The organism is Micromonospora sagamiensis (genome assembly GCF_014680085.1).
GTDB lineage: Bacteria > Actinomycetota > Actinomycetes > Mycobacteriales > Micromonosporaceae > Micromonospora > Micromonospora inyonensis.
On record NZ_AP023438.1, the window covers coordinates 1,984,154 to 2,010,374 of the forward strand.

At 71.6% G+C, this 26,221-nt stretch carries 23 protein-coding genes; 8 read left to right on the plus strand and 15 right to left on the minus strand.

The genetic code is table 11. The features are described from left to right. Positions 1-7 precede the first annotated feature (7 nt). Positions 8-679, plus strand: coding sequence for a DUF4190 domain-containing protein (locus IGA62_RS08195; protein WP_145815549.1), 672 nt, complete (start codon positions 8-10; stop codon positions 677-679). A gap of 125 nt (positions 680-804) precedes the next feature. Here IGA62_RS08195 and IGA62_RS08200 read toward each other — a convergent pair whose 3' ends face one another. Next, positions 805-2,103: a cell division protein PerM gene (locus tag IGA62_RS08200; protein WP_145815548.1), complete on the minus strand. Its 1,299-nt coding sequence runs from the start codon at positions 2,101-2,103 to the stop codon at positions 805-807. Between the two features lie 160 nt (positions 2,104-2,263). Between IGA62_RS08200 and IGA62_RS08205 the strand changes: the two genes are divergently transcribed. Beyond that, complete coding sequence (locus tag IGA62_RS08205; RefSeq protein WP_145815547.1) at positions 2,264-2,524, plus strand: hypothetical protein; 261 nt, start codon at positions 2,264-2,266, stop codon at positions 2,522-2,524. Between the two features lie 69 nt (positions 2,525-2,593). On the opposite strand, the gene sucD is transcribed toward IGA62_RS08205, so the two are convergent. From sucD to IGA62_RS08220, 3 genes are all read right to left on the minus strand, one after another. Then, positions 2,594-3,481, minus strand: a complete 888-nt coding sequence (gene sucD / locus IGA62_RS08210; RefSeq protein ID WP_145815546.1) for a succinate--CoA ligase subunit alpha — start codon at positions 3,479-3,481, stop codon at positions 2,594-2,596. A gap of 2 nt (positions 3,482-3,483) precedes the next feature. Then, positions 3,484-4,662, minus strand: coding sequence for an ADP-forming succinate--CoA ligase subunit beta (gene sucC / locus IGA62_RS08215; protein WP_145815545.1), 1,179 nt, complete (start codon positions 4,660-4,662; stop codon positions 3,484-3,486). Between the two features lie 499 nt (positions 4,663-5,161). Further along, positions 5,162-5,566 carry a cobalamin B12-binding domain-containing protein gene (locus tag IGA62_RS08220; RefSeq protein WP_145815544.1) on the minus strand — a complete coding sequence of 135 codons (405 nt, stop codon included), beginning with the start codon at positions 5,564-5,566 and terminating at the stop codon, positions 5,162-5,164. Positions 5,567-5,971: 405 nt separating this feature from the next. Between IGA62_RS08220 and IGA62_RS08225 the strand changes: the two genes are divergently transcribed. Beyond that, the gene (locus IGA62_RS08225) at positions 5,972-6,691 is read left to right on the plus strand and encodes a M23 family metallopeptidase (protein WP_145815543.1); all 720 of its coding nucleotides are present in this window, start codon (positions 5,972-5,974) and stop codon (positions 6,689-6,691) included. 274 nt (positions 6,692-6,965) lie between these two features. Continuing rightward, positions 6,966-7,769: a M23 family metallopeptidase gene (locus IGA62_RS08230; RefSeq protein WP_145815542.1), complete on the plus strand. Its 804-nt coding sequence runs from the start codon at positions 6,966-6,968 to the stop codon at positions 7,767-7,769. 45 nt (positions 7,770-7,814) lie between these two features. Here IGA62_RS08230 and pcrA read toward each other — a convergent pair whose 3' ends face one another. Continuing rightward, entirely contained in the window at positions 7,815-10,232 is a 2,418-nt protein-coding gene (gene pcrA, locus IGA62_RS08235; protein WP_145815541.1) for a DNA helicase PcrA, read from the minus strand. A gap of 427 nt (positions 10,233-10,659) precedes the next feature. Here pcrA and IGA62_RS08240 point away from each other — a divergent pair, with 427 nt between their 5' ends. Continuing rightward, entirely contained in the window at positions 10,660-11,007 is a 348-nt protein-coding gene (locus IGA62_RS08240; RefSeq protein WP_145815540.1) for a chorismate mutase, read from the plus strand. Positions 11,008-11,161: 154 nt separating this feature from the next. On the opposite strand, the gene IGA62_RS08245 is transcribed toward IGA62_RS08240, so the two are convergent. The 7 genes from IGA62_RS08245 to IGA62_RS08275 all read right to left on the minus strand — a co-directional run bounded on the left by IGA62_RS08245 (position 11,162) and on the right by IGA62_RS08275 (position 19,390). Then, complete coding sequence (locus IGA62_RS08245; RefSeq protein ID WP_145815539.1) at positions 11,162-12,172, minus strand: ABC transporter ATP-binding protein; 1,011 nt, start codon at positions 12,170-12,172, stop codon at positions 11,162-11,164. Next, positions 12,165-13,202, minus strand: a complete 1,038-nt coding sequence (locus tag IGA62_RS08250) for an ABC transporter ATP-binding protein (RefSeq protein ID WP_145815538.1) — start codon at positions 13,200-13,202, stop codon at positions 12,165-12,167. The genes IGA62_RS08245 and IGA62_RS08250 overlap by 8 nt, the downstream gene beginning before the upstream one ends. A gap of 5 nt (positions 13,203-13,207) precedes the next feature. Then, positions 13,208-14,152 carry an ABC transporter permease gene (locus IGA62_RS08255; protein ID WP_186499716.1) on the minus strand — a complete coding sequence of 315 codons (945 nt, stop codon included), beginning with the start codon at positions 14,150-14,152 and terminating at the stop codon, positions 13,208-13,210. A gap of 71 nt (positions 14,153-14,223) precedes the next feature. Continuing rightward, on the minus strand, positions 14,224-15,285 hold the full coding sequence (locus IGA62_RS08260) for an ABC transporter permease (protein ID WP_145815537.1): 1,062 nt from the start codon (positions 15,283-15,285) through the stop codon (positions 14,224-14,226). Between the two features lie 100 nt (positions 15,286-15,385). After that, complete coding sequence (locus tag IGA62_RS08265) at positions 15,386-17,020, minus strand: peptide ABC transporter substrate-binding protein (protein WP_145815536.1); 1,635 nt, start codon at positions 17,018-17,020, stop codon at positions 15,386-15,388. A gap of 457 nt (positions 17,021-17,477) precedes the next feature. Continuing rightward, complete coding sequence (locus IGA62_RS08270; RefSeq protein WP_145815535.1) at positions 17,478-18,152, minus strand: response regulator; 675 nt, start codon at positions 18,150-18,152, stop codon at positions 17,478-17,480. Between the two features lie 2 nt (positions 18,153-18,154). Further along, entirely contained in the window at positions 18,155-19,390 is a 1,236-nt protein-coding gene (locus tag IGA62_RS08275; protein WP_145821725.1) for an ATP-binding protein, read from the minus strand. Positions 19,391-19,585: 195 nt separating this feature from the next. Here IGA62_RS08275 and IGA62_RS08280 point away from each other — a divergent pair, with 195 nt between their 5' ends. From IGA62_RS08280 to IGA62_RS08290, 3 genes are all read left to right on the plus strand, one after another. Next, positions 19,586-21,121: a PspC domain-containing protein gene (locus IGA62_RS08280; protein ID WP_145815534.1), complete on the plus strand. Its 1,536-nt coding sequence runs from the start codon at positions 19,586-19,588 to the stop codon at positions 21,119-21,121. Beyond that, positions 21,118-21,411 carry a hypothetical protein gene (locus tag IGA62_RS08285; RefSeq protein WP_145815533.1) on the plus strand — a complete coding sequence of 98 codons (294 nt, stop codon included), beginning with the start codon at positions 21,118-21,120 and terminating at the stop codon, positions 21,409-21,411. Before IGA62_RS08280 ends, IGA62_RS08285 begins: the two co-directional genes overlap by 4 nt. A gap of 179 nt (positions 21,412-21,590) precedes the next feature. Beyond that, positions 21,591-22,844 carry a phosphatidylserine decarboxylase gene (locus tag IGA62_RS08290; RefSeq protein ID WP_145815532.1) on the plus strand — a complete coding sequence of 418 codons (1,254 nt, stop codon included), beginning with the start codon at positions 21,591-21,593 and terminating at the stop codon, positions 22,842-22,844. A 55-nt stretch (positions 22,845-22,899) separates the two neighbouring features. On the opposite strand, the gene pssA is transcribed toward IGA62_RS08290, so the two are convergent. The 3 genes from pssA to IGA62_RS08305 form a co-directional block, all read right to left on the minus strand. Beyond that, entirely contained in the window at positions 22,900-23,820 is a 921-nt protein-coding gene (gene pssA / locus IGA62_RS08295) for a CDP-diacylglycerol--serine O-phosphatidyltransferase (RefSeq protein WP_145821724.1), read from the minus strand. Between the two features lie 305 nt (positions 23,821-24,125). Then, positions 24,126-25,076 (minus strand): NUDIX hydrolase, encoded by a 951-nt coding sequence (locus IGA62_RS08300; RefSeq protein WP_145821723.1) that lies wholly within the window; start codon positions 25,074-25,076, stop codon positions 24,126-24,128. Between the two features lie 118 nt (positions 25,077-25,194). Then, complete coding sequence (locus IGA62_RS08305; RefSeq protein WP_145815531.1) at positions 25,195-26,142, minus strand: NUDIX hydrolase; 948 nt, start codon at positions 26,140-26,142, stop codon at positions 25,195-25,197. Positions 26,143-26,221 lie beyond the last annotated feature (79 nt).

Here is a 26,221-nt window from a genome sequence, read left to right on the forward strand (position 1 = left end):
AGCGCGCATGCAGCCCGACAACCCCGGTCAGGACCCGTACGGCCAGCAGCCGCCGCCGTCGGATCCCACCTCGCCGCAGTACTCCGACCCATACGGTCAGCCGCCGCAGCCGTCGTACGGGCAGCAGCCGCACGACCCGTACGGTCAGCCGCCCACCTCGGGTCAGCCCTACGGCCAGCCGGGTCAGCCCTACGGCCAGCCCACCTCGGGCCAGCCGTACGGCCAGCCGACTTCGGGTCAGCCCTACGGCCAGCCCGCCTCGGGCCAGCCGTACGGGGACCCGTCCTCGGGGCAGCCGTACAGCCAGCCCGCCTCGGGCCAGCCGTACGGGGACCCGTACGCGCAGCAGCAGCCGTACGGCGCGGCACCGGGCTACCCGGCCGGGCAGTACGGCCAGTTCGGTGCGGCGCCGCAGAACAACAACCTCGGCCTGATCGGGATGATCGTCGGTATCACCTCGATCGTCTTCGCGATCTGCTGCGCGTTCCTCGGCATCATCCTCGGCATCGCCGGCGTGGTGCTGGGCGTGATGGGCCAGAAGAAGGCGGACCAGGGGCTGGCCAACAACAAGGGCCAGGCCACGACCGCTCTGATCACCGGCGCGGTGGGCATCGTCCTCGGGCTGGCGAACGCGATCCTCGGTGTCGCGCTGAACCTGAACACGTTCAACGTGTCCTGACCAGCGACCACGGCCCCCAGACGGGGCGTCCGGAGTCCTCCGGACGCCCCGTTGCCGTCCGGGCCAGCCTCCTGCGGCTCTGGCCGACGGCGGGACGCGTGGGGCGCGGAGGGGACGTCAGGGGCTCAGGGGCGGGTGAAGGCGCGGGTGGCGGCAGCCCCGAGTAGCGCGCCGACCGCCACGACCGCGCTGGTCACGGCGGTCACCTGCCAGGCGACCGGGCCCACCTCGGCGAGCCGGCCGCCGCCGAGCGAACCACCGGAGACCGCTGCCGCCGCGCCCACCAGCAGACCGGCCACCGGCCCGGCGAGCACCGCCGTACCGAGCAGCGGCCCCCAGGCCAGGGGCGTCCGGTCCTCGGCGGCCGACCGGAGCAGCCGACGGGCGAGCAGCCAGCCCGCCGCCATCCCGATCAGGACCGGCACCGCGAGCAGCAGCGCGCCGAACCCGTCGACCGGTCCGCGCGGCAGGCCGGCGAGCAGCGGTACGGCCGGCAGCGCGCCGACGGAGACCTCGCTGGTGCGTACCGCCGTGTCGGTGCCCACCGCGAACCCGGGTCCGAGCAGGTAGCTGGTGGCCCAGATCGCGGCGTTCGGCGCGTAGGCGAGGCTGACCAGGGTGATCCCGGCCTGACCGGCCACCCCGGTCCGGTAGGCGCCGATCATGTCGGCGGCGTCGCCACCACCGGTGGCGATGGCCAGCCCGGCGGCCCCCGCGCCCGCCCCGGTCAGGAGCAGCCCGGCGACCAGGCCGGTGCGGACCCCGTCGTGCAGGGCGGAGGGCACCCGCCGGAGCAGTCCGTCCGGGAGGCCGGTGGTCCGCAGCGCGCCCACCAGGGCGGCGGCCACACCGACGAGACCGAGGGTCATCCCGGCCCGCGCCGGGTGCAGCCGCATCCCGTCGGTGCCGGCGCCGGCTGCGGCGAGCACGCCGAGCAGCGCGTACCCGAGACCGACCGCACCCGCCGCGACGAGCGCCGGGCGGACCTCCCGGGTGCCCCGCGCGCCCAGTGCCCGGGTGGTGTGCACCCCGGCCCGGGTCAGCCGCCAGACGACCAGGGCGGTCAGGGCCAGCGGGGTGAGGCCGAGCGGGCCGGCGCTGGTGTCCAGCGGCACACCGTGGCCGAGCAACCAGCCGGCCAGCCCGGCGCGCAGCGCGCCGGCCACCGACGCCGCGTCCTCGCTGAGCTGCATCAACCCGAGCACCACGACGACCGGCAGGTACGAGGTGAGGGCGGCCCAGCCGGCGGCCACCCCGGCGGCGACGGCGAGCGGGGCCCGCTGGCGGCGGCGTCCGTCCGCCCGGTCGGGCGCGCCGGGACGCCGGGGGCGCGGCCGGGGCACCGGGCCGGTACGACCGGTCGGCCGGTCGTCGCGATCGACGCCAGCGGGACGGCGGGGCTGATCAGGGGTGACGGAGGTCATCGGGTTCTACTCTGGCACGCCGGACGGGCGGGGGCAGTCCGATAACCCGGCGGATCACGGTCGAGTTCGGTGATCCTTCCGCCCGGGACGGTACACGCGGTCTAACCTCGGCCCAGGCGCGGCCTTCCGCGGTCGCGGCCCTGACCGCCCGGAGGAAGCCGTGTCCGCTCCCTACGCCCCGCCACCGCCAGCCGCCGCCGGCAAGGACCGGACCACCCTCTGGGGCGTGCTCGGTATCGTCCTCGGCCTGCTGTGCTGCGGCATCCTCGGCATCGTCTTCGGCTGGCTGTCGATCCGGGACGCCCGGCGGTACGGCCAGTCGCAGGTGCTGGGTTGGCTGGCCATCGCGCTCAGCGTGATCAACATCATCGGCAGCGCGGTTCTGCGGGCCACCGGGAACTACCCGATCGACGGCCTGTGACCGGGCACCACCGCGACGCGGAGGGAGACGACCACGTGGTCGTCTCCCTCCGGTGTGCGTGCTCTCGGCTCAGCCGGCCGACATGATCTCCCGCATCAGCTTGGCGGTCTCGGTCGGCGTCTTGCCGACCTTGACGCCGACGGCCTCCAGCGCCTCCTTCTTCGCCTCGGCGGTGCCCGCCGAGCCGGAGATGATCGCGCCGGCGTGCCCCATGGTCTTGCCGGGCGGGGCGGTGAAGCCGGCGATGTAGCCGACCACCGGCTTGGTCACGTTCGCCTTGATGAAGTCGGCGGCCCGCTCCTCGGCGTCACCGCCGATCTCACCGATCATGACGATGGCGTCGGTGTCCGGGTCGGCCTCGAAGGCGGCCAGCGCGTCGATGTGGGTGGTGCCGATGATCGGGTCGCCACCGATGCCGACGCAGGTCGAGAAGCCGATGTCGCGCAGCTCGTACATCATCTGGTAGGTCAGCGTGCCGCTCTTGCTGACCAGACCGATCCGGCCGGAGCCGGTGATGTCGGCCGGGATGATGCCGGCGTTGGAGGCCCCCGGCGAGGCGATGCCCGGGCAGTTCGGGCCGATGATCCGGGTGCGCTCCCCCTGGGCCACGTTGTACGCCCAGAAGGCGGCGGTGTCGTGCACCGGGACGCCCTCGGTGATCACCACGGCCAGCGGGATGCCCGCGTCGATCGCCTCGACCACCGCGCCCTTGGTGAACTGCGGCGGTACGAAGATCACCGTGACGTCGGCACCGGTCTGCGCCATGGCGTCGGCCACGTTGGCGAAGACCGGCAGCTCGGTGCCGTCGAAGTCGACGGTCTGTCCGGCCTTGCGCGGGTTCACGCCACCGACGACGTTGGTGCCGGCGGCGAGCATCCGCCGGGTGTGCTTGGAACCCTCGGAACCGGTCATCCCCTGGACGATGACCTTCGAGTCCTTGGTCAGCCAGATTGCCATTGTCAGACCCCCGCAGCCGCCAGCTCGGCGGCCCGCTCGGCCGCGCCGTCCATGGTGTCGACCCGCTGCACGAGCGGGTTCTTCGCGCCGTCGAGGATCGCCCGACCGGCCTCCGCGTTGTTGCCGTCGAGACGGACCACGAGCGGCTTGGTCACCTGCTCGCCGCGCTGCTCGAGCAGGGCCAGCGCCTGGATGATGCCGTTGGCGACCTCGTCGCAGGCGGTGATGCCGCCGAAGACGTTCACGAAGACGCTCTTGACCGACGGGTCGGACAGGACGATCTCCAGCCCGTTCGCCATCACCGCGGCGCTCGCGCCACCACCGATGTCGAGGAAGTTCGCCGGCTTGACGTTGCCGTGCCGCTCACCGGCGTACGCGACCACGTCGAGGGTCGACATGACCAGACCGGCGCCGTTGCCGATGATGCCGACCTCGCCGTCGAGCTTGACGTAGTTGAGGTCCTTCTCCTTGGCCCGCTGCTCCAGCGGGTCCACCGCCGCCTGGTCGACCAGGGCCTCGTGGTCCGGGTGCCGGAACGCGGCGTTCTCGTCCAGGGTCACCTTGGCGTCGAGCAGCAGCACGTTGCCGTCGGCCGTACGGGCCAGCGGGTTCACCTCGACCAGGGTGGCGTCCTCGGCGACGAACGCCTGCCAGAGCTGGACCGCGATCCCGACGACCTGGTCGGCGACCTCGGCCGGGAACCCGGCGGCGGTGACGATCTCCCGCGCCGTGGCCTCGTCCACGCCGGTGTTGGCGTCGATCGGGGTCTTGACGACCTTGTCCGGGGTCTCGGCGGCGACCTGTTCGATGTCCATGCCGCCGGCCACGCTGGCGATGCACAGGAAGGTGCGGTTCGCGCGGTCGAGCAGGTACGAGAAGTAGTACTCCTCGGCGATGTCCGCGGTCACCGTGATCATCACCTTGTGGACGGTGTGACCCTTGATGTCCATGCCGAGGATGTCGGTGGCCCGGGCCACCGTCTCCTCCGTGCCCTCGGCCAACTTGACGCCGCCGGCCTTGCCTCGGCCACCGACCTTCACCTGGGCCTTGACGACCACCCGTCCGCCAAGGCGCTCGGCGATCGCGCGTGCCTCCTCCGGGGTCGTCGCGACGCCGCCGGCGAGCACGGGCAGTCCGTGTCGCTCGAACAGGTCCCGCCCCTGGTACTCGTACAGGTCCACGATTGCGCGTCCCGTCCCGTCTCCGCGGCGCGCCGTCGCGCCGCCACCAGCGTTGGAAAAAGCTTGACGCCTGCCGTCACAGATGACAGGCCGTTTGCGGCAGCCTAACGAGAAGGACACCACCGGCAACCGAGCGGGTGCGTGGTGTGCCGAAACGCACAGCGACGTGCGGAACGCCGGACTCCGCCCGGGTGGCTCGGGGAGCAGCCCCGTCCGTCCGCCAGCCGGGGCGAAACTCGTCGCGACGGGGCGTAACCCCTGGTGCCGGGGGGTCGTTGAGAGAAGTGTCGGAGCGCTGGTCAGCGCGATGACGGGAGACGGCCGATGCCCTGTCGGTCGAGGGGTGGCGGCGGGGCATCGTGCATAGAGGGGCCGGACGTGTGAGGGGTGCGTCCGGTCCCTCCCCCCGTTTTCCACCGGCTCCACCCGAGCGGCCACCGGTTCTCCCGGTCGGTCCCCGGCCCGGTGTTGCACCCGGGCCGGCGGCATTCGCCGGGGGTCAGCCGACCGGCTGGGCGATGTTGCCCCGGACCCACTCGACGATCGCCTGGGTGGTGGCGCCCGGAGTGAAGATCTTGGCCACGCCGATCTGCTCCAACTCGGGGATGTCGGCCTCGGGGATGATCCCGCCGCCGAAGACGACGACGTCACGGGCGTCCCGCTCGGCGAGCAGCTCCAGCACCCGGCGGAAGAGCGTCATGTGCGCGCCGGAGAGCACGGAGAGCCCGACCGCGTCGGCGTCCTCCTGGATCGCCGTCTCCACGATCTGCTCCGGCGTCTGGTGCAGCCCGGTGTAGATGACCTCCATGCCGGCGTCGCGCAGCGCCCGCGCGACCACCTTGGCGCCCCGGTCGTGCCCGTCCAGGCCCGGCTTGGCGACGACGACCCGAATTCGAGAGCTCATCAGCGCACACCTCTCACAGGCTCAGCGGTTCCACAGGCTCGGCGGCAGATCACCTGAACGAACGGTAACCGACGGACCGCAGCCGGGAAATCCGGCCGACGATCCATCGACGGGTGGCATGCCTCACGTCGGTCGGACATGCGCAGCGTAGTGATGACGCAGAGCTACGAAAGGGCGGTAACGAGGGCGAATAGCAAAGGTAACGAATCCCTACAACACATCACTCAACCGGACAAAATAAAACTCCAATGTGGCGCTCCGGCTTGTGGGGTGTCCGGGGGTTGGCTACCGTGTCCACGGTTGTCATCAGGTCCACGGACGGGTGACGACGCGGCCAGCCGGAGTTCATCTGAGCGTCACGAACCCGACCGGACCGCATCGGAAACCCGACAACGGAGGGTGTGCGTGCGCCAGCAGCTGTTGGATGAGCCCGATAGATATCGCGGCCGCCGCCGTGTACCCACCCCGCCCCGCAGCCGCTACGCCGCCGTCGTCACCACCGCCTTCGTCGGCGCGGGTGTCGTCGCCCTCGGCGCCAGCGCGATGCCCGACGCCAAGGGCGTCAACCCCTCGGTCCTCGACGAGCTGCGCCAGGCCTCGGTCACCAGCCAGGATCTCGCCGACCGGAGCATCGACGCCGAGCGCGCCACCCGGGACTCCACCCGCCTGGCCGCCGACGACGCCGCCGAGCCCGAGGTCTGGCTGCTCCCGCTCGCCGAGGGCTACGAGTTCACCACCCCGTACGGCATGCGCGGGGGCGAACTGCACACCGGCGTCGACCTGGTCGCCCCGGAGGGCACCCCGTACGTCTCCATCCACGACGGCACGGTCACCAAGGCCGGCTGGTTCGGCGGGTACGGCTACACCGTGATCGTCCGGCACGCTGACGGCACCGAGGCCATCTACGGCCACTCCTCCCAGCTCAGCGTCAAGGAGGGGCAGCAGGTCAAGGCGGGCGACCAGCTCGGCCTGGTCGGCAACACCGGCCACTCCTACGGCTCGCACCTGCACCTCGAGATCCACGTCAAGGGCGAGCCGCTCGACCCGGTGCCGTGGCTCCAGGAGCGCGGAGCGGACATCAAGCTACAAGTCGAGGCAATCTACAGCGACGTCACCGCGTCCTGACGTAACGCGACGACCGATCACCGCCCGGATCACACGATCCGGGCGGTTTTCTGTGCCCCGGTACGGGCGAAAGTGTGCTGCGTCACTCGCCCAGGTGTGACCGGTCCCACTGGAAAGCATGATCATTTATCGGGACGTACGGCATCGTACGAGGACATAGCCGGGCAGCGACGCCGTTCCGTCCCCGGCTCGTGGCCGAACCCCGCACCACCTCCGCCGTCGGCCCGACCGAGGATTTCCGGGTCCCGTAGCCCTTACGACTGTGAAGGTCACCGTGCAGGAAGACAGCTTCAGCCAGAACCAGAACACCCGTGACCAGGCCACGGAACCCGGCGTCGGACGCCCGTGGTGGCACCGGCTCCGGACCCGGTACCTCGTGGCGGGTGCGGCGGCCCTGGTCGGTCTCGGTCTGACCGGCGCCACCGTGATCACCACCGGCTCCGACGACTCTCCCGCCCCGGCCCCGGTCGCCCTGGACGCCGAGGACCGCGCCGAGGCCGCCCGCCGGGCCGACCGCGCGGACCGTCCGCCGGCCACCCCCTCGGCGACCGCGACCAGCCCGACACCGGCCCCGACCTCGGCCAGCCCCAGGCCCAGCGCGACCCCGAAGCCCCGGGCCACGCGGAAGGCCACCAGCGCCCCGAAGCCCACCCGGAAGGCCACCAGCAAGCCGAAGGCCGCCTGGGTCAACCCGATGCCCGGTGCGGCGGTCACGTCCTGCTACGGGCCCCGCTGGGGCACCCTGCACGCCGGCATCGACCTGGCCCTTCCGGCCGGCACGCCGGTCCGGGCCGTGGCCGCCGGGACGGTGGTGAAGGCCGGCGACGCCGGTGACGGGTACGGCATCTCGGTCTTCGTCGACCACGGCAACGGCTACCTGACCCAGTACGCCCACCTGAACTCGACCTCGGTGTCCGTCGGGTCGAAGGTCGCCGCCGCCACCACCATCGGCCGGGAGGGCTCCACCGGCGACTCCACCGGCCCGCACCTGCACTTCGAGGTGCACCAGGGCGGCATGTGGAACCAGATCGACCCGGCCCCGTTCATGCGGGCCCGCGGCGTCGACCTGGGTTGCTGAGCCCGCCCTCGGGTGCCGGCCGGGCGGCCGGCACCCGAGGAGGGGTCAGAGTTTCTCGATCGGAGCGTGCCGGAGCACCAGCCAGAGTCGCTGGTCGCCGAAGTCGATCTGCGCCCGGGCACCCGGCCCGTGCCCCTCGACCGCGGTCACCCGGCCCAGCCCGTAGCGCTGGTGGTTGACCCGGTCGCCGACCGCCACCTTCGGCGCCTGCGGCAGTTCGCTGGCGGTGGCGAGGCGGCTGCCGTCCACCCCGAGTCGTTTGGCGAGCTGCGCCGCACGCGGCGTACCACCGGTGAAGCCACCGCCCCGCCCGGCGCCGAGTCGGTCCCCGGAGCCCGCCCGGCCGCCGACCCCGCCGCCCCCGCCGGCCCAGGACGTGTACGAGCCCTCGGTCCGCTCCCAGCGGACCAGTTCGGTGGGCAGCTCCTCCATGAACCGGGACGGCGGGTTGTAGGCCGGCTGCCCCCAGGCCGTGCGGGTGACCGCCCGGGAGAGGTAGAGACGCTGCCGGGCCCGGGTGATGCCGACGTACGCGAGCCGCCGCTCCTCCTCCAGCTCCCGGGTGTCGCCGAGCGAACGCAGGTGCGGGAAGACGCCGTCCTCCAGGCCGGTGAGGAAGACCACCGGGAACTCGAGGCCCTTGGCGGTGTGCAGGGTCATCAGGGTGACCACACCCTGGTGGTCCGGGTCGTCGCTGGGAATCTGGTCGGCGTCGGCGACCAGCGCGACCTGCTCCAGGAAGCCCGCCACCGTGGCCCGCTCCCCCTCCGCGCCGAGCGCCTCGACCCGCTCGGTGTACTCCCGGGCGACGCTGACCAGCTCCTGGAGGTTGTCCACCCGGCCGGCGTCCTGCGGGTCCAGGCTCTCCTCCAGCTCGGCCAGATAGCCCGAGCGGGTCAGCAGCGCCTCCAGCGCCTCCTCCGGGGTGCCGGTGGCGGCCAGCTCCCGCACCCCGTCGAGCAGCGCCACGAACTCGGTGATCGCATTCGCCGCCCGGGTGGAGATGCCCGGTGCGTCCTTCACCCGTCGCAGCGCGGCGCCGAAGGAGATCCGGTCCCGCGCGGCGAGTGCCTCCACGCACGCCTCGGCCCGGTCGCCGATGCCCCGGCGCGGGGTGTTGAGAATCCGGCGCAGGCTGACCGTGTCGTCACCGTTGACCACCGCGCGCAGGTACGCCAGCGCGTCGCGGACCTCCTTGCGCTCGTAGAAGCGCACCCCGCCGACCACCTTGTAGGGCAGGCCGACCCGGATGAAGACCTCCTCGAAGACCCGGGACTGGGCGTTGGTGCGGTAGAAGACCGCCACGTCGCCGGGGCGGGTCTCCCCCTCGTCGACCAGCCGGTCGATCTCACGGGCCACCCAGTCCGCCTCGGCGTGCTCGGTGTCGGCGACGTACCCGACGATCTGCTCGCCGGCACCGGCGTCGCTCCACAGCCGCTTCGGCTTGCGGGAGGTGTTCCGGTCGATGACCGCGTTGGCCGCGCTCAGGATGGTCTGGGTGGAGCGGTAGTTCTGCTCCAGCAGGATCGTCCGGGCGTCGGTGAAGTCCCGCTCGAACTCGAGGATGTTGCGGATCGTCGCGCCCCGGAACGCGTAGATCGACTGGTCGGCGTCGCCGACCACGCACAGTTCGGCCGGCGCGATCCCCTCGGTGCCGGAGACCAACTCCTTGATCAGCACGTACTGGGCGTGGTTGGTGTCCTGGTACTCGTCGACCAGCACGTGCCGGAACCGGCGACGGTAGCTCTCCGCGACGTGCGGGTGCGACTGGAGCAGATGCACCGTCGTCATGATCAGGTCGTCGAAGTCCAGCGCGTGCGCCTCCCGCAGCCGCCGCTGGTAGAGCGTGTACGCCTCGGCGAGCGCCCGCTCGTTGGGCCCCTTGGCCCGGTCGGCGAACGCCTCCGGGTCGACCAGTTCGTTCTTGAGGTTGGAGACCTGGGCGGCCAGCCCGCGGGCCGGGTAGCGCTTCGGGTCGAGGTCCAGTTCGCGGGCGACAAGCTGCATCAGCCGGCGGGAGTCGTCGGCGTCGTAGATGGAGAAGCTCGACTTCAGCCCGGCGTGCTCGTGCTCGGCCCGCAGGATGCGCACGCAGGCGGAGTGGAAGGTCGAGACCCACATCAGCCGGGCACGCGGGCCGACCAGGGCGGTCACCCGCTCCTTCATCTCCCCGGCGGCCTTGTTGGTGAAGGTGATCGCGATGATCTCGCCGGGGTGCACGTCCCGCGCGGCGAGCAGGTAGGCGATCCGGTTGGTCAGCACCCGGGTCTTGCCCGAGCCGGCTCCGGCCACGATCAGCAGCGGTGACCCGGCGTGGGTGACCGCCTCGTGTTGCGGCCCGTTCAGCCCGGCCAGCAACTCCCCCGGATCGGGCCGGGCCGGGCCGGAGCCGGCGCGACGGGGCACGGCGGACGGGGACTCCGACGCGGACTGGGACGGCGGGATTTCGAAGAGAGCATGCATCGCACGGCGAGTCTATGCCGCCCGGCCGACACTTCCGCCCGCGGTGCGTCTCCGGCCCGCCGCGCGCAAGCCCGGCCGGGCGGGTTGCAGGGGTCCCCTGCTACCGCTTTCTGTGTAGCAGGGGACCCCTGCAACCACGCGGGCGCGGCTGCAACCCCCGGGCGCGGCTGCAACCACGCGGGCGCGGACGTCCCGCTCCTGGTGGCGGTACGGGCGAATTACGGAACGCTTGCGCCCCGGGCCGGCGGATGGGCATACTCGACGGCGTGTTCGGTCAGCGTCTCTCCTTTTACTACGGCTCCGGGAGTCCGGCAGCCGCAGGTCGCGCCTGATCGATCAGACCTACGAAGGCCCCGGGCTCCTGGAGTCCGGGGCCTTTTCCGTCCCGGGATCCGGGCACCGGGCACCACCGTGCGAGAGGTACCCGATGATGACAGACGTGGTGGAGCAGAACGGCGAGTCGGCCGGGACGGCGCGACCGGGCGCCCAGGAGGGCCCGCCGGAGGCACAGACCGGCACGCAGGAGCCGGACGCGGCGGCCCGGATCGTCGCCATCCGGGAGCGGATCGACGAGATCGACCAGCGGTTGATCGAGCTCTGGCAGGAGCGGGCCAGCCTGTCGCAGCACGTCGGCAGGACCCGGATCGCCTCCGGTGGGACCCGGCTGGTGCTCTCCCGGGAGCAGGCCATTCTGGAGAGGTTCCGGACGGCGCTGGGAGCCGACGGCGTGCAGCTCGCCCTCCTGCTGCTCCGGGCCGGTCGCGGACCACTCTGACCGGCCCGGCCGCCGGGCCGCTCCCGTCGGGGGCGGGCAGCGGTCGACACAGATCCGGGGCGCCGGCCTGACGACCGACGCCCCGGATACTGAGGAGGCACTTCCTTTCACCGCTGGCCCGGTACGGGTGGCCGGATCAGCGGCGCCTGGTGCGCTACTCGACCGCGTGGACCACGTCGCGCGGTTCCGCGAAGTGGCAGGCGCTCGGGTGAGCGGAGTGTTCACGTGCCTCCAGGGCCGGCACCTGCTCGGCGCAGATGTCCTGCGCCTTCCAGCACCGGGTGCGGAACCGGCAGCCCGACGGAGGGTTGGCCGGCGACGGCACGTCGCCGGTCAGGACGATCTGGTCCCGCAGCCCACGGAGCCTCGGGTCGGGGACCGGCACCGCCGAGAGCAGCGCCTGGGTGTACGGGTGGGTCGGGTTCTCGTAGATCTCGTCCTCGGTGCCGATCTCGACGATCTTGCCGAGGTACATCACCGCGACCCGGTCGGCGATGTGCCGGACCACCGACAGGTCGTGCGCGATGAAGATGTACGACAGCCCCAGCTCGGTCTGGAGCTTCTCCAGCAGGTTGACCACCTGGGCCTGGATCGACACGTCCAGGGCCGAGACCGGCTCGTCGCAGAGGATGATCTCCGGGTTGAGCGCCAGCGCCCGGGCGATGCCGATCCGCTGCCGCTGGCCGCCGGAGAACTGGTGCGGGTACCGGTTGATGTGGTCGGGGTTGAGACCGACCAGGTCGATCAGCTCCTGCACCCGGGTCCGCCGCTTGCCCTTCGGCACCACGTCCGGGTGCACCTCGAACGGCTCGCCGACGATGTCACCGACGGTCATCCGGGGGTTCAGCGAGGTGTACGGGTCCTGCATGACGAGCTGGATGTTGCGTCGACCCTTCCGGCGCTCGTTGGCACCGACCTTGGACATGTTCCGGCCCTGGACGAACAGGTCGCCCGAGGTGGGGGTCTCCAGACCGACCAGGAGCCGGGCCAGGGTCGACTTGCCGCAGCCCGACTCACCGACGATGCCCAGGGTCTCGCCCCGACGCAGCTCGATGTTGATCCCGTCGACCGCACGGACCGCGCCGATCTGCTTCTTGAAGACGATGCCCTTGGTCAGCGGGAAGTGCTTCACCAGGTCGCGGGTCTCGAGGACGAGGTCACTCACCGCCCTTGACCTCCTTCCAGAAGTGGCAGGCAGCCGTCCGGTCCGACGACACCGTGTACAGCGGCGGCGCGGGGTCCTTCCGGCAGACGTCCTGCACGTACCGGCACCGCGGGTTGAACGAGCAGCCCGGCGGGATGTTCGTCAGCATCGGCGGGAGCCCCTTGATGGCGCTGAGCTCCTGGCCCTTGAGGTCGAGCCGCGGGATCGACTCCAGCAGGCCCTTGGTGTACGGGTGCGCCGGGCTTTCGTAGATCTCGTTGACGCCGGCCTCTTCGATGACCCGTCCGGCGTACATGACCGAGATCCGGTCCGCCACGTCGGCCACCACGCCCATGTCGTGCGTGATGAGCACCAGGCCCATGTTCCGTTCCTGCTGGAGTTCGGCCAGCAGTGCCATGATCTGGGCCTGGACGGTCACGTCGAGCGCCGTGGTCGGCTCGTCGGCGATCAGCACCTCGGGGTCGAGGGCCAGCGCCATGGCGATCATGACGCGCTGCCGCATACCGCCGGAGAACTGGTGCGGGTAGTCGTTCACCCGCTGCTTCGCCGCCGGGATCTTGACCAGGTCGAGCAGTTCGACCGCGCGCGCCTTGGCGTCCTTGCGGGACATGCCCCGGTGCTTGCGGTACAGCTCGGCGAGCTGGAACCCGACGGTGAAGACCGGGTTCAACGCCGACAGCGCGTCCTGGAAGATCATCGCGATCCGGTTGGCCCGGACCTTGCGCCGCTGCTCCTGGGGGAGCTTGAGCAGGTCCACGCCGCGGTAGAGGATCTCGCCGCCGGTGATGAAGCCGGGCGGGGTGTCCAGGATGCCCATGATCGCCTGGGCGGTCACGCTCTTGCCGCAGCCGGACTCGCCGAGGATGGCCCGGGTCTCGCCCGGAGCCACGTCGAAGCTGACCCCGTTGACCGCCTTGGCGATGCCGTTACGGGTGCGGAACTCGACCTGGAGGTTCTTGACCTGCAACGGCAGCGCGTTCTGGTCGAGGCCGGGCAGAGCGTCCATCTTGACGTTGACGTCAGAACTCATGCTGCTCACCGGAACTTCGGGTCGAGGGCGTCACGCAGGGCGTCACCCATGAGGATGAAGGACAGCACCGTGCCGACCAGCAGCCCACAGGGGAAGAGCAACAGCCACGGGTCCTCCAGGAAGTAGACCTGGTGGGCGTTGATCATGATGCCCCAGGACTGGGCCGGCGGCTGGAGGCCGACACCGAGGAAGGTCAGGGTCGCCTCGGCGGCGACGAACCCGCCGAGCACGATCGTCGCGTAGACCAGCATCGGTGCGATGGCGTTGGGCAGGATGTGCCGGAACATCAGCCGGCTGTTCTTCGCACCCACCGCCTTCGCCGCGTGGACGTAGTCCAGGTCCTTCGAAGAGATCACGCTACCTCGAATGATCCGGGCGATGGTGGGCCAGCCGAGCGCCACCAGGACGATGCTGAGGGTGATGACGTTCTGCCGCTTGATGACGGTGAGGAACACGATCGCGCCGAGCAGGAACGGCAGCGAGAAGAAGATGTCCATCACCCGGGAGATGACCGAGTCGACCCAGCCGCCGTAGTAGCCGGCGAGCAGGCCGAGGAGACCACCGACCACCACGATGCCCAGGGTGGCGACCACCGCGATCGACATCGACGGGCGGGCACCGTAGATGGCGTGCGAGTAGTAGTCGCAGCCGAGGATGTCGTAGCCGAACGGGTGGTCGGCGCTCGGGGATATCCGGGACCGGCCGGTGTCGCAGTCCCGGGGGTCCTGGCTCGTCCACAGCTTGGGGAAGAGCGCCATGGAGCCGACCACGAGGACGTAGAGCGCCGCGATCATGAAGATCGGGTCACGGACCAACTGTCGCCGGGCGTCGGCCCAGAGGCTCGCGCTACGCACCTTGCCGCCCTTGTCCGGGCTCGGCGCGCCGGCCGCCGCGGTGGCGGCCGAGGAGTCGCCGCTCATCGCGGTGCCGACGCTGCTCAGGTCACTCATCTCCACACCTCGTTTCGCTTCGACCTGCCGACCGGAGGGACCCCGACGGTCCGCCGCGTGTCCGTCGCCGGTCACTCATAGCGGATCCTCGGGTCCAGCACCGCGTAGAGGATGTCGACCAACAGGTTGGCGATCATGAAGACCAGGGCGAGCATGGTGACCACACCGACCACCACCGACGACTCGCCGGTCCGGGCGGCGAAGGCGGCCAGGCGACCGATACCCGGCACGTTGAAGATCGTTTCGGTGATCACCGCCCCGCCCAGCAGGCCGCCGATGTCGACACCGATCAGGGTGACCACGGGGATGAGCGAGTTGCGCAGCGTGTGTACGCCGATGACCCGCTTGTTCTTCAGGCCCTTGGCCTTGGCGGTCCGGACGAAGTCGGCCCGGATGTTCTCCATGATGCTGGTCCGGGTCAGCCGGGCGGTGGTGGCCAGCGCGGTGGCCCCCAGCACCAGACCCGGGATGACCAGGCTGGCCCACGGGTAGTCGGGCTTGTAGCCGGGACTGAAGACACCGTCGGCGAGCACGTCGGGCACCCAGCTCTGGCCCCGCAGCACGTTGCCGAACTTGACCCCGATGAACTCCCGGATCAGGACGCCGAGCACGAAGATCGGCACCGAGATCATGAAGACCGTGGAGATCTTGACGAGGTAGTCGGTGAAGCTGCCACTACGCAGACCGGCCAGCACCCCGGCGATGATGCCGACGATGGCCTCGAAGAGAATGGCGATGACGACGATCTTCACGGTGAACGGCATAGCGTCCGCCACCAGGTCGGTCACCTCGTACTGACGGAGGTTAACGCCGAAGTCGAAGTGGAGGAAGATCCCCTCCAACCGGTCGAAGAAGAGCCCCGGCTCGAGACCGGTGCCGAGCCAACCGCTGCCGCTCTCGGCTGCGCGCCAGAGGCAGGGGTCGCCCTTCCGATCCAGACACGGGTCGTCGTAACCGAGCCGCTCGGTCAGCGCGTTCAGCACCGACTCCGGCGGCGTCCGGTCGCCGAATAGGGCCCGGACGGGGTTCCCGCTGAACTGGACCGCCAGCGAGGTGAGGTAGTGCAGCAGGAACATGGTGCCCAGCACGGTGGGTATGAACTGGAGCAACCGTCGGACGACGTAGCGCCCCATGTCTGTTTCTCCTCTCGGCGCTGACGTGGCGGCAACGTTCCCCCTTGTCGGGAGACCGCTGCCGCCACGTCGTCATACGGCTAGATCAGGGAAGTGAAGCTCACTTCTGCTTCATCGTCATCTGGCCGTAGTCAGCGTCCGCGACGGCGTTCCAGACGAACTTGTCGACGTTCTCGCCGTAGACCGCTGCCACCTTGCCCCACCACATCGGGATGACCGGCAGGTCCTCCAGGATCATGTCCTCCGCCTTCTGGTAGAAGGGGATCGCCTCCTGGATCGAGTTGGCGGCGTCACCCTGCTTCAGCAGGGCGTCGAACTCGGGGTTCGAGTAGGTGGAGTTGTTGCTGTCCGCGCCGGTGCTGTACAGCGGAGCGAGGTAGCTCTCCAGGAACGGGTAGTCCGCACTCCAGCCGAGACGGAACGGGCCGGTGAACTTCCGGTTGTCCGCGGTCTCCAGGTACTCGGCGAACTGCAGGTTGACCTTCAGCTCGTAGTCGATGCCGAGAGCAGCCTTGACCTGGTCACCAACGGCCTGGAGCCAGGCGTCGTGGCCGGCGCCGGCGTTGGCCCAGAGCTGGAGCTTGCCGCCCTTCCAGCCACCCGCCTCGGCGAGGAGCTGCTTGGCCTTCTCGACGTCCTTCTTGCAGTACTGGCAGGCGTTCTCACGAGCACCCTCGAAGGACGGCGCGACGTAGCCGCTGGCCGGGGTGAACCGGCCGTTGAACACCGCGTCGATGATCGACTGGCGGTCGATGACCATCGAGATGGCCTGGCGGACCCGCTTGTCCTTGAAGTTCTCGTTGTAGATCGGCATGCCGACGTAGGTGAAGCTGTCGCTCGGCTGCTCGTAGAGGCGGTCGCCGTAGGTGGCCTTCGCCTCCTTGTACCGCGCCGGCGGCAGGGTGTACAGCACGTCGAGCTCACCGGCCTGGAAGGCGGCGTAGCCAGCGTCCACGTCGGCGAAGATCCGGTAGTTGATCTTGTCCGGCTTACCCGGGTCGCCCTTCCAGCTGTCGCTGCGGACGACGGTGATGCCGACGTTGTGCTGCCAGCTGCCCTCGATCTTGTAAGGGCCGTTGCCGATCGGGGTCTCGTTGCACTTCTGGTGGTCCTTGACGCACGCCTCGGCCATCGGGGAGAAGCCCGGGTAGCCGATCGTGGTCGGGAAGCCGGAGAAGGGCTCGCTCAGCTCGACGGTGAAGGTCAGGTCGTCGACCTTCTTCAGGCCGGAGAGCTCCTTGGCCTTCGGCTCCGGGGCCTTCTTCGGGCCCTCGCCGTCCGGGTCCTCGGACGAGACGTCCTTGATCCCGGCGATCCGCTTCATGAAGTACGCGTTGTTCTGGGCGTTCGGCCCGTACGCCGCGAAGTTCCACGACCGGATGAAGGCGTCGGCGTTGACCTTCTCACCGTTGTCGAAGGTGTAGCCGTCCTTGATCTTGATCGTCCAGAGCTTCTGGTCCTGGGACTCGACCGACTCCGCCAGGTCGTTCTCCGGGGCACCGGTCTCGGCGTTGTACTTGACCAGGCCACGGTAGATCTGACGGATCACGTACAGCGACGGCTCGTCGTCGGCGGCGGACGGCAGCAGGAACGCCGGCTCCGACGCGTAGACGCGGAGCTCGCCACCGCTCTTGCCCGGATCGGACGGGTTGTCATCGCCACCACCGCTGCATGCGGTGGCCAACATGGCGGTGGCGGTCGCAGCGACCGCCACCTTCAGGAATTTCCCGCGCATGGGAGTGCCTCCTCAGGGCGCTCGGCTCACGAGGGGGTTGTGAGGTGGTTGCCACTGTGACACCCGATGCGCCGCAGCGGAAAGCGGTGTTATCAAGCCGATACCCGGCCGGGACGGTGCCGACATCGGCCCGCGTCGCGCCGTGATCCGCATCGATTGCCGCACTCTGACCGGTTGCCCAGCGCTGCGCAGCGGGTGCCACCACCCACAACGTCGGCGCCGCCGGGTCACCTCGGGTGAGTATCGTCACCCTCCGCAGCGCCCCGGAAGCTCGCTGTTTCCACCCGTGCGGATGATGCCGGATTCGGCTTTGCGGGCACCCTCCGCCCCTGGTCGGATGAGGGTACCGAGGTGACGGGACGTACCCCGCGCGCCAGCGGATCATCCGACACGCGGACCCGTTCGTCAGCTGAATTCCGGGCGTTCGAGCCCGTGTCCGGGCCGGGTGGGTAGCCGGTCACACCAGCCGGCGGTCGGCCGCCCAGCGGGACAGCTCGTACCGGTTGGACATCTGGAGCTTGCGCAACACGTTCGAGACGTGGGTCTCCACCGTCTTGATGGAGATGTACAGCTCCTTGGCGATCTCCTTGTACGCGTACCCCCGGGCCAGCAGCCGCAGCACCTCACGTTCCCGGTTGGTGAGCTGGTCCAGCTCCGGATCGGCGACCGGGGTGTCCGGCCGGGCCGCGAAGGCGTCCAGCACGAACCCGGCCAGCCGGGGACTGAAGACCGCGTCGCCGTCGGCCACCCGGCGGATCGCCGCGGCCAGCTCGTCCGGGGAGATCGTCTTGGTCACGTAGCCCCGGGCACCGGCCCGGATCAGGCCGATCACGTCCTCGGCCGCGTCGGAGACGCTCAGCGCCAGGAACCGCACCTGGGGGTGGGCGCGCCGCACCGCCTCCAGCACCGCCCGGCCACCTCCCTCGGGCATGTGCACGTCCAGCAGCACCACGTCGGGACGGGCCGCCGGGATCCGGGCGACCGCCTCGGCGACCGTGCTCGCCTCCCCGACCACCTCGACGTGCGCGCCCAGCTCGGCCCGGACGCCGGCGCGGAACATCGCGTGGTCGTCGACGAGGAAGACCCGCAACCGCTCGTCGCGGACGTCCGCCTGCTCGACCTGCTCGGTCATGGTCACTTGTCCCTTTCCGCCGTGGCACCGTTCCCGGAGACCGGCAGGGTCAACCGGACCTCGGTCCCGTCCCCCGGCCCGGAACGGATCTCCGCCCGGCCGCCGTGCCGCTTCATCCGCCCGATGATGGATCCCCGTACCCCGTGTCGATGATCATCCACCGTCTCCTGGTCGAACCCGACCCCCCGGTCCCGGACGAAGACGCTGACCTGGTCCGGCTCCACCTCGGCGTAGAGCGAGACGGTCTGCACCCGGGCGTGTCGGGCCGCGTTCACCATCGCCTCCCGGGCGGCGGCGACCAGCGCGCCCACCCGCTCGTCGGTCTCCCGGTCGCCCACCACCACCGCCTCCACGGTGATCCCGAAGGTGTCCTCCACCTCGGCCGCCGCCTGTTCCAGCGCGGCGGCGAAGCGCTCGGTGGGGGAGGCGGTCGGCTTGTAGAGCCAGCTACGCAGCGTCCGCTCCTGGCCCCGGGCGAGCCGTTGCACCGTCTTGGCGTCGGCGGCGTTGCGCTGGATCAGGGCGAGGGTGTGCAGGACCTGGTCGTGGATCATGGCGGCCAGCTCGGCGCGTTCCTGTTCCCGGATCCGCCCCTCCCGCTCCGAGCGGAGCTGGTTGAAGGTCCGCCAGAGCAGCGGCGCGGCCACCACCCCGACACCGGCCAGCCCGACCAGCGCGAAGATCACCCCGTTGATGACCGCGTCGACGTTCTGCACCGGCGAGTAGACCGCCGCGACGCCGATGATGCCGACCGCGACCAGCACCCCGCCGCCGATGAAGCGGAGCACGAAGGCCCGCCGGTCGGTCTCCTCCACCACGGCGCTCAGCCAGGGCAGCGGCAGGGAGCCGTTGGCCTGGCCACGACGTTCCGGGGACTGGTGCCAGATCACACCCGCGCCGACCGCGATGATGGCGACCAGCCAGCCGGCAGTGCCGGCGACGCCGACCGAGTCGAAGAGCCGCATCTGCACCAGCAGCACGGCCAGACCGATCACCACGAACGGCAGCAGCTGCGCGATGTCCCGGCGGGGCGGCGTGGCGGTGTCCCCCGGCCGCACCGGGACCACCGCCCAGAACGCCGCGTAGAGGAGCAGGCCGAGCCCGCTGAGGCCGAGCAGCACCATGAAGGCGATCCGCACCCGCACCACCGAGACACCGATGTGCTCGGCGATGCCGGCGGCCACGCCGACGGCCATCCGGTGCTCGCGGGCCCGGTAGAGGCGGGGTGGCTGGGTCACGGTACTGATCGCGGGCTCCCTGGTCGCGACGGCCGACGCCGGTGCGTCCGCGGTGGCGTCGTCACCGATCGTCACACGGGTCACGGTAGCGGAGCCACGGGGACGCCCCCGAGTTTCCGGAGCACCGGATCTCAGGGTGCGCTCAGGGTGGGTCCCGACGACGACCCGTCCCGGCACCTAGCAGGATCTACCGGTATGACCGAGGAATCCGCCCGGTCGCCCCGCCCGGAGGCGACCCAGCCGGGCGTACCGCCGCCGACCGAGGGCGGGACCGCGACGTCCGCGCCGCCGGACGCCGGGTCACCACCTGCGGGGTACGCGCCGGACGCCGTCCCCGGCGGGGTCGGCTTCACCTCCCGGTACGGCCTGGTCCGCCCCCGGGAGGGGCGCTACCTGGCCGGGGTGTGCGCGGCGGTCGGGCGGGCCACCAACACCGACCCGGTGCTGTGGCGGGTGCTCCTCGCCGTCCTCGGCTTCTTCGGCGGCGTCGGAATCCTGATCTACGTCTCGGCGTGGCTGATCATCCCCGGTGAGGGGGACAGCGCCTCCCCGATGGAGTCGATGCTGGGCCGGGGCCGTTCGAGCATGTCGCCGATCACGGTGATCGTGCTGAGCATCCTGGTCGCGGTGAGCTTCGGCTACATCGTGACCGACGCCTTCCGGGCGGTGCTGCTCGGCGCGGCGATCCTGATCGGCGGCGCGCTGCTGCTGAACCGGGACCACCCCGCCCGCGACCGCTCCGGCCCCACCCCGCCACCCGCCGGGCCACCGACGCCCCCGCCGGGACCGGTTCCCCCGGTGGCCTACCCCGCCCCGGTGCCGGCACCGCCCACGGCGACCCGGCCGGAGACGGCGGTGCCCGTACCGGCCCCCGCCGCCCCGTGGCCGGCCCCGGGACCGGTGTTCCCCGAGACGGCCGGCGGGTGGCCGGTCCGCGAGCCGACCGCCGGCCCACTGTCACCGGCCCCGCCGACCCCGGTCGGACCCGTGCCACCGGTCGCCACGGCGAGCGCCCCACCCGGCTACCGTCCGCCCTTCGCCCCACACGGCCCGTACGCCCGGTCCGGTCCGGCCCTGCCGCCCCCACCGCCCGCGCCGGGCCGGGCACCGAAGCGCCCCCGGGAGCGCTCACCACTCGGCGCGGTGACGTTCTCCCTGGTCTTCCTCGCCTGCGGGATCGTCGCCGTGCTCGACCTGCTCGGAGTGGTGCGGGTCGACGCCTCGGCGTACTTCGCGGCGGCCCTGGCGACCATCGGGCTCGGGCTGCTGGTGGGCACCTGGTTCGGCCGGGCGCGCTGGTTGATCGCGCTGGGACTGGTGACCTCGGCGGCGCTCGGCTTCGCCACCGCGGCCGAGTCGTTCGCGGACTGGCGCAGCGTGAACGGGAACGTGACCTGGACGCCGGCGAGCTACGAGGATCTCGCCCCCCGGTACGAGAACACCTTCGGCGACCCGGTGCTGGATCTGCGCGCGGTGGACTTCGACCAGCGGGACACCCGGACCACCGTCGTCATCTCCTTCGGGGACGCGACCGTGCTGCTGCCGCCGAACGTCGACGTGATCGTCCACGCCGAGGTGCACGCCAGTGAGGCGACCATCTTCGGCACCCGTTCCGGCGGCCCGGACCGTCAGGTACACGAGTCCACCGACCTGGGCGCCGACGGCCCGGGCGGCGGCACCCTCCGGTTGTTCGTCCAGGTCAACGCCGGCGCGTTGGAGGTGACCCGGTGAGAGCGCACCGGACCGACCTGCTGTCCCTGACCTTCGGGCTGCTGTTCCTGGCCGCCGCGGCCTGGTGGCTGCTGGCGCAGCTGCTCGGCCTGGTGGTGCCGATCGGCTGGTTCCTGGCCGGCGCGCTCGTCGTGGTCGGCGCGCTGGGTCTGCTGGGCGCGCTGCGCGCGGCCCGGTCGTCGGCGAACGCCGGTCCGGCCGGCGGCTCCCCGGCTCCGCCCGTCCCCCAGGCCGGGAGGCGGCCCGGCTCCGACCGGTCGTCGGAGGAGCGGGGAGACCGTGGTGACTGAGCCCGCCGGGCGACGGCGCCGGGAAGACCGGAGCCGTCGCCCGCGTCGGTGCGACCGCCGGCGCGGGCCGCATATGCTGGCCGTGGAGACTTCGCTCCGGCCGCCGGCACGCCTCGTCCGCGCCGTCGCGGCCCGTCCGTTGCGATTTCCGTCCCGATGCTGCTAGGAGCCCGTCCGACATGACTGAGTCCCCCGCCGTGCGCAGCCTTGCCCGGTTCGGTGAGGTCCGCATCGGTGAACGCGCCGCGCGTACCCTCGCCGCCGAACTCGCCCGGTGCGACGACCGCAAGGCCGCCCTGCTGGTCGGCGCGACCCCGGACGCCCCACTCCTCGCCGTGGCGATCGAGGCACTGCTGCCCGGGGACCGCCTCACCGTGGTGCCGGCCGGGTCGACCAGCTCCGCCGAGCTGCGCCGGCACGTGTCGACGCTGGGCAGCTGGGTGGCGGACCGGGTCCACGTCGTCGACACCCTGGCCGAGGCCGACGCCGCCGATGTGATGATCGTCGGTGAGGCGCTCGCCGGCACCGGTGAGGAGGCCCGCGCGACGCTGGACGGGCTGACCAAGTACCTCACCGAGGGCGGTGTGCTGAGCGTGGCGACGCCGGCCGGGCCGGGCCGGACCACGGGTGCGGCGGAGGAACTCGACCGGCAGGGTGCGCTGCACGGCGTCGGGGTGGACCTGGTGCTGCGCAACCAGCCGCCGGTACGGGTGTACCGGCTCCGGTTCACCCCGGTCAGCCCGGCGAAGGCGGCCCGGCTCGCCCCGGCGTACCGGCCGTCGAGCGTGCCGCTGACCCGCGACATGCACATCGACTCCAACGGGGTGGCCGCCGCGGGGATCGCCCTCGGATTGGCGGCGCTGGCCCGGGTGGCCCGGCCGAAGTCGAAGCTGTGGCTGGTGCCGGCGCTCGCCGCGGCCCCCGTGGCGGCGTTCTTCCGCGACCCCGAGCGGGACGTCCCGGAGGACCCGTCGGCCGTGGTCGCCGCCGCCGACGGCCGGGTGCTCTCGGTGCAGCGGCTGCACGACGAGCGGTTCGGCGCCGACGAGTGGCTGCGCGTCGCGGTCTTCCTGTCGGTGCTCGACGTGCACGTCAACCGTTCCCCGGTGGCGGGCAAGGTGGTCGACTACTTCGTCGCGGACGGCGGTTTCGCCAACGCGATGAAGCCGGCGGCCGAGCACAACGTCGCGGCGTACACGGTGCTGGACACCGAACACGGTCCCGTGGTGGTCGCGCAGCGTACCGGCCTGATCGCCCGGCGCATCGTGCAGCGTGCCCCGGTCGGGTCGCTGCTGGCCCGGGGCGAGCGCTTCGGTCTGATCCGGTTCGGCTCGCGGACCGACGTCTACCTGCCGGCGGACGCGGCGGACCCGCTGGTGGGACCGGGCGACAAGGTGGTCGGCGGTTCCTCGGTCATCGCCCGCTGGCGCTGAGCCTACGAGAAAGGGGCGCCGCGAACAGCGCGGCGCCCCTTTCTCGTAGGTAACCTCAGGCGGTCCGGCGCTGGTGCAGCCAGAGCAGCGGTCCGCTGGCCAGGTAGGCGAGCACGACCAGGGCGAAGGTGAGTCGCGGGTCGACCAGGGCACCGACCACCGGAGCCAACCACAGCCACGCCGGCAGCTTGATCAGCCGGGCCAGCTTGGCGTACGGGAAGCTGGAGACCATGGCGAAGGCGAGCAGGGCCACCCCGGCGACCTGGACCACCGGGGGTACCGGCAGGTCGATGACGACGGCGAGCGCCAACACCATGGCGGCCATGGTGGTGGGCACCCCGCAGAAGAACCGGCCGTCCTTCGGCGAGACGTTGAACCGGGCCAGCCGGATCGCGGCGCAGGCCGCGACGAGGGCACAGGCCAGCGCGGCGGCGGCGGTGGGCAGCGTGCCGGCGAGTGAGGCGTAGACCACCACCGGGGCGGCGAGGCCGAACGAGCACATGTCCGCCAGCGAGTCCATCTGCGCGCCGAACGGGCTGGCCACGTTGAGCTTGCGGGCCAGCGCGCCGTCGAGCCCGTCGAACGCGACGCAGGCGATCAGGAGCAGTGCCGCGAGGCGTACGTCGCCCTGCATGGCCAGGAAGATGGCGGTGATGCCGAGCATCAGGCTGGCGACTGTGCACCCGTTGACCAGGGCGAACTTCGCCCGTCGGGCGACCGTACGCTCACCGGGGAGCAGCGGGATCGACCGCGCCGGGGTGTCGTCCACCGCTGTCGTCGGGGCGAGCGCCGGGCTGACCGGCATGACGGCCTCGATCTCGGCCCGGTTCAACCGGTCCGAGGCGTACCGCCGGCGCAGCCGGTCGGCGTAGCGGTGCTCGGGCAGGGCCACGTCGGTCGTGTGGCGGGGGTCGCCGTCCCGGCGTCCCACCCGGACCAGCAGCACCTGGCGGGCGAACGTACTGCTGCGACGCAGCGGCCCCGCCCAGCGGCGGCCTGCGGGGCGCGGACTGTCAGACGTACGACGCCGGCGCCATGGGGCTCTCGGCACGTTTCCTCCATCACCGGATCGGCTCACCGCCTCGCGGGCGGGGGTCCGGCTCTCTCGTGCCGGGCCGCTTCTGGCCCGGCAGCCGTCAAAGCGGAGTACACCATTGCACAGTGGTATGGGACTTGGCGATAGCTGCCGGCGGTACTCATCTCCTACAAACCGCGTGAATCGCCCCGTTATTCCCATCGCGGGCTGAGCGCCCTTTTCTCCGCCAATCTCAACTGTTGACTCTACCGGAGCGGGTCGATCCCGGCTCGGCGAGCGATCGGCTGTTGGATCAACCGGAGGGCCCGCGCGGCGATGTCGGTCAATGGCAGGTCCACGGCGGCGCGGCGGTCGAACCAGGCGGCCCGCGCGGTGGAGCCGCCGGCCAGCTCGGTCACCTCGGGCACGGTCGGCGCCTCCACCACCACCCGGTAGACCACCCGGACGCCGTGCCAGTCCAGCGGCCGACCCTCCGGCCCCAGCGCGGCGGGATTGTGCAGGCTGCTCGCGTCGAGGAGCGCTGTCACCCGACCGAGTTGGCCGGACTCCTCGACGATCTCCCGCAGCAGTGCGGTGACCGGCTGCTCACCGTGGTCGGTCCCGCCACCGGGCAGGTGCCACCGACCGGCCCCCGGGTAGCCGTCCGCGATCTGGGTGAGCAGAACCCGTTCCTCCGGGTCGGTGACCAGCCCGTACGCCCCGAAGCGCTGCCGCCGGTCCGGCGACGGCGGGTCGTACGGGACGCGGGGAACCGCCGGCGGCACGTCCTCGGGAAGCGGGGTGACGGGCAGCCCGAGCAGGTCGGCGGTGAACGGCATCAGCGGCAGACCGGCCGCCTCCGCGGGTGCGATCCACGCCACCAGGTCGGTCGTTCCGTCCGCTTCGTGGCGGAGCGTGCCGGACACGCCGGTTACGTGGTAGATGATCCGGTCGGTGTGCAACGCGACCCCGAGGTCGGGAAGTCGGATGACGTCGGCCACCACCGCCGCCAGCCCGGCGGTCTCGACGACCAGGCCGGTCTCCTCGGCGAACTCGCGGACCACCGCGACCGCCGGGTGCTCGGCGTGCTCCAGCCCGCCACCGGGCAGCTGCCAGACGCCGGGGAAGTCGGCCAGCGCGGAGCCCCGGGCCAGCAGCACCCGTCCGTCCGCCTCGGTCAACAGCCCGTACGCCCCGACCCTGCGCCGTTGCGCCAGTTCCTCCACGACCGCTCCCCCGTTCGCTCCGCCCCGCTGATCATGAGGTTAGCCGCGCCCGAGCCGACGTGTCGCACCGTCATCGTCATGATCGACGTGTGACGGGCGGAGGCGGAGGTCAGGTGAGGCGGGCGGCCCGGACGGCTTCGGCGGTCACCTCGGTGAGCCGGTCGGCGGGGAGGGCCTCCAGCTCGTCGCGGGCGAACCAGCGGGCCTCGCAGGTGGACCCGCCGACGTCGGCCACGATGGGCGGGGCGGGCTGGTCCACCACCACCCGGTAGAAGGCGCGGACGCCGTGCCAGTCGATCGGATAGCCCTCGGGGCCGAGCGAGGCGGCGTCCCGGTGGCTCGCCACCCCGAGCAGCCCGACCAGGCGTCCGGTCTGGCCGGTCTCCTCGACCAGTTCCCGGATCAGCGCCGCACCCGGCTGCTCGCCGTAGTCGGTGCCCCCGCCGGGCAGGTGCCAGCAGCCCGCGCCCGGGTAGCCGTCGGCGACCCGGGTGAGCAGCACCCGTCCCTCCGGGTCGGTGGCCACCGCGTACGCGGCGAAGCGCTGCGCCCGGTGCAGCCCGTCCGGACCGGGCACCGCGTAGAAGGACGGGAACTCCGGTGCCTCGTCCGGCACCACGTCGGCGGCCCCGGACGGCAGACCCAGGGCCTGCGCGGTGAACGCGCGCAGCGGCAGCCCGCGTGCCTCGTCCAGGGTGAACCAGCGGGCCAGGTCGGTCGGGCGGTCGACCCGGTCGGTGAGCGTCCCGCCCCGGACGGCGACCCGGTAGATGAGGCGGTCGGTGTGGATGGTGATGCCCCGTTCGGGCAGGGCCCGCATGTCGGCGAGGACGTCCGCCAGGCCGGAGACGGCGACCGAGAGCCCGGTCTCGGCGGCGGTCTCCCGGACGACGGTGTGGTTCGGGTCCTCACCGTGGTCGACCGCCCCGCCGGGCAGGGACCACGTGCCGGGGGTGCCGGAGCGCTCCGATGCGCGGACCAGCAACACCCGGCCGACCGAGTCGGCACAGATTGCGTATGCCGCGATCCTGCGGAGCGGCTCCAGCATGGTGGTCACGGGGCTGAATTCTCCCCCTGACCTGCGATGACATCGAAAAACAGTCAGATTCCTGACTGAATACTTCCCCCTCAGGGAT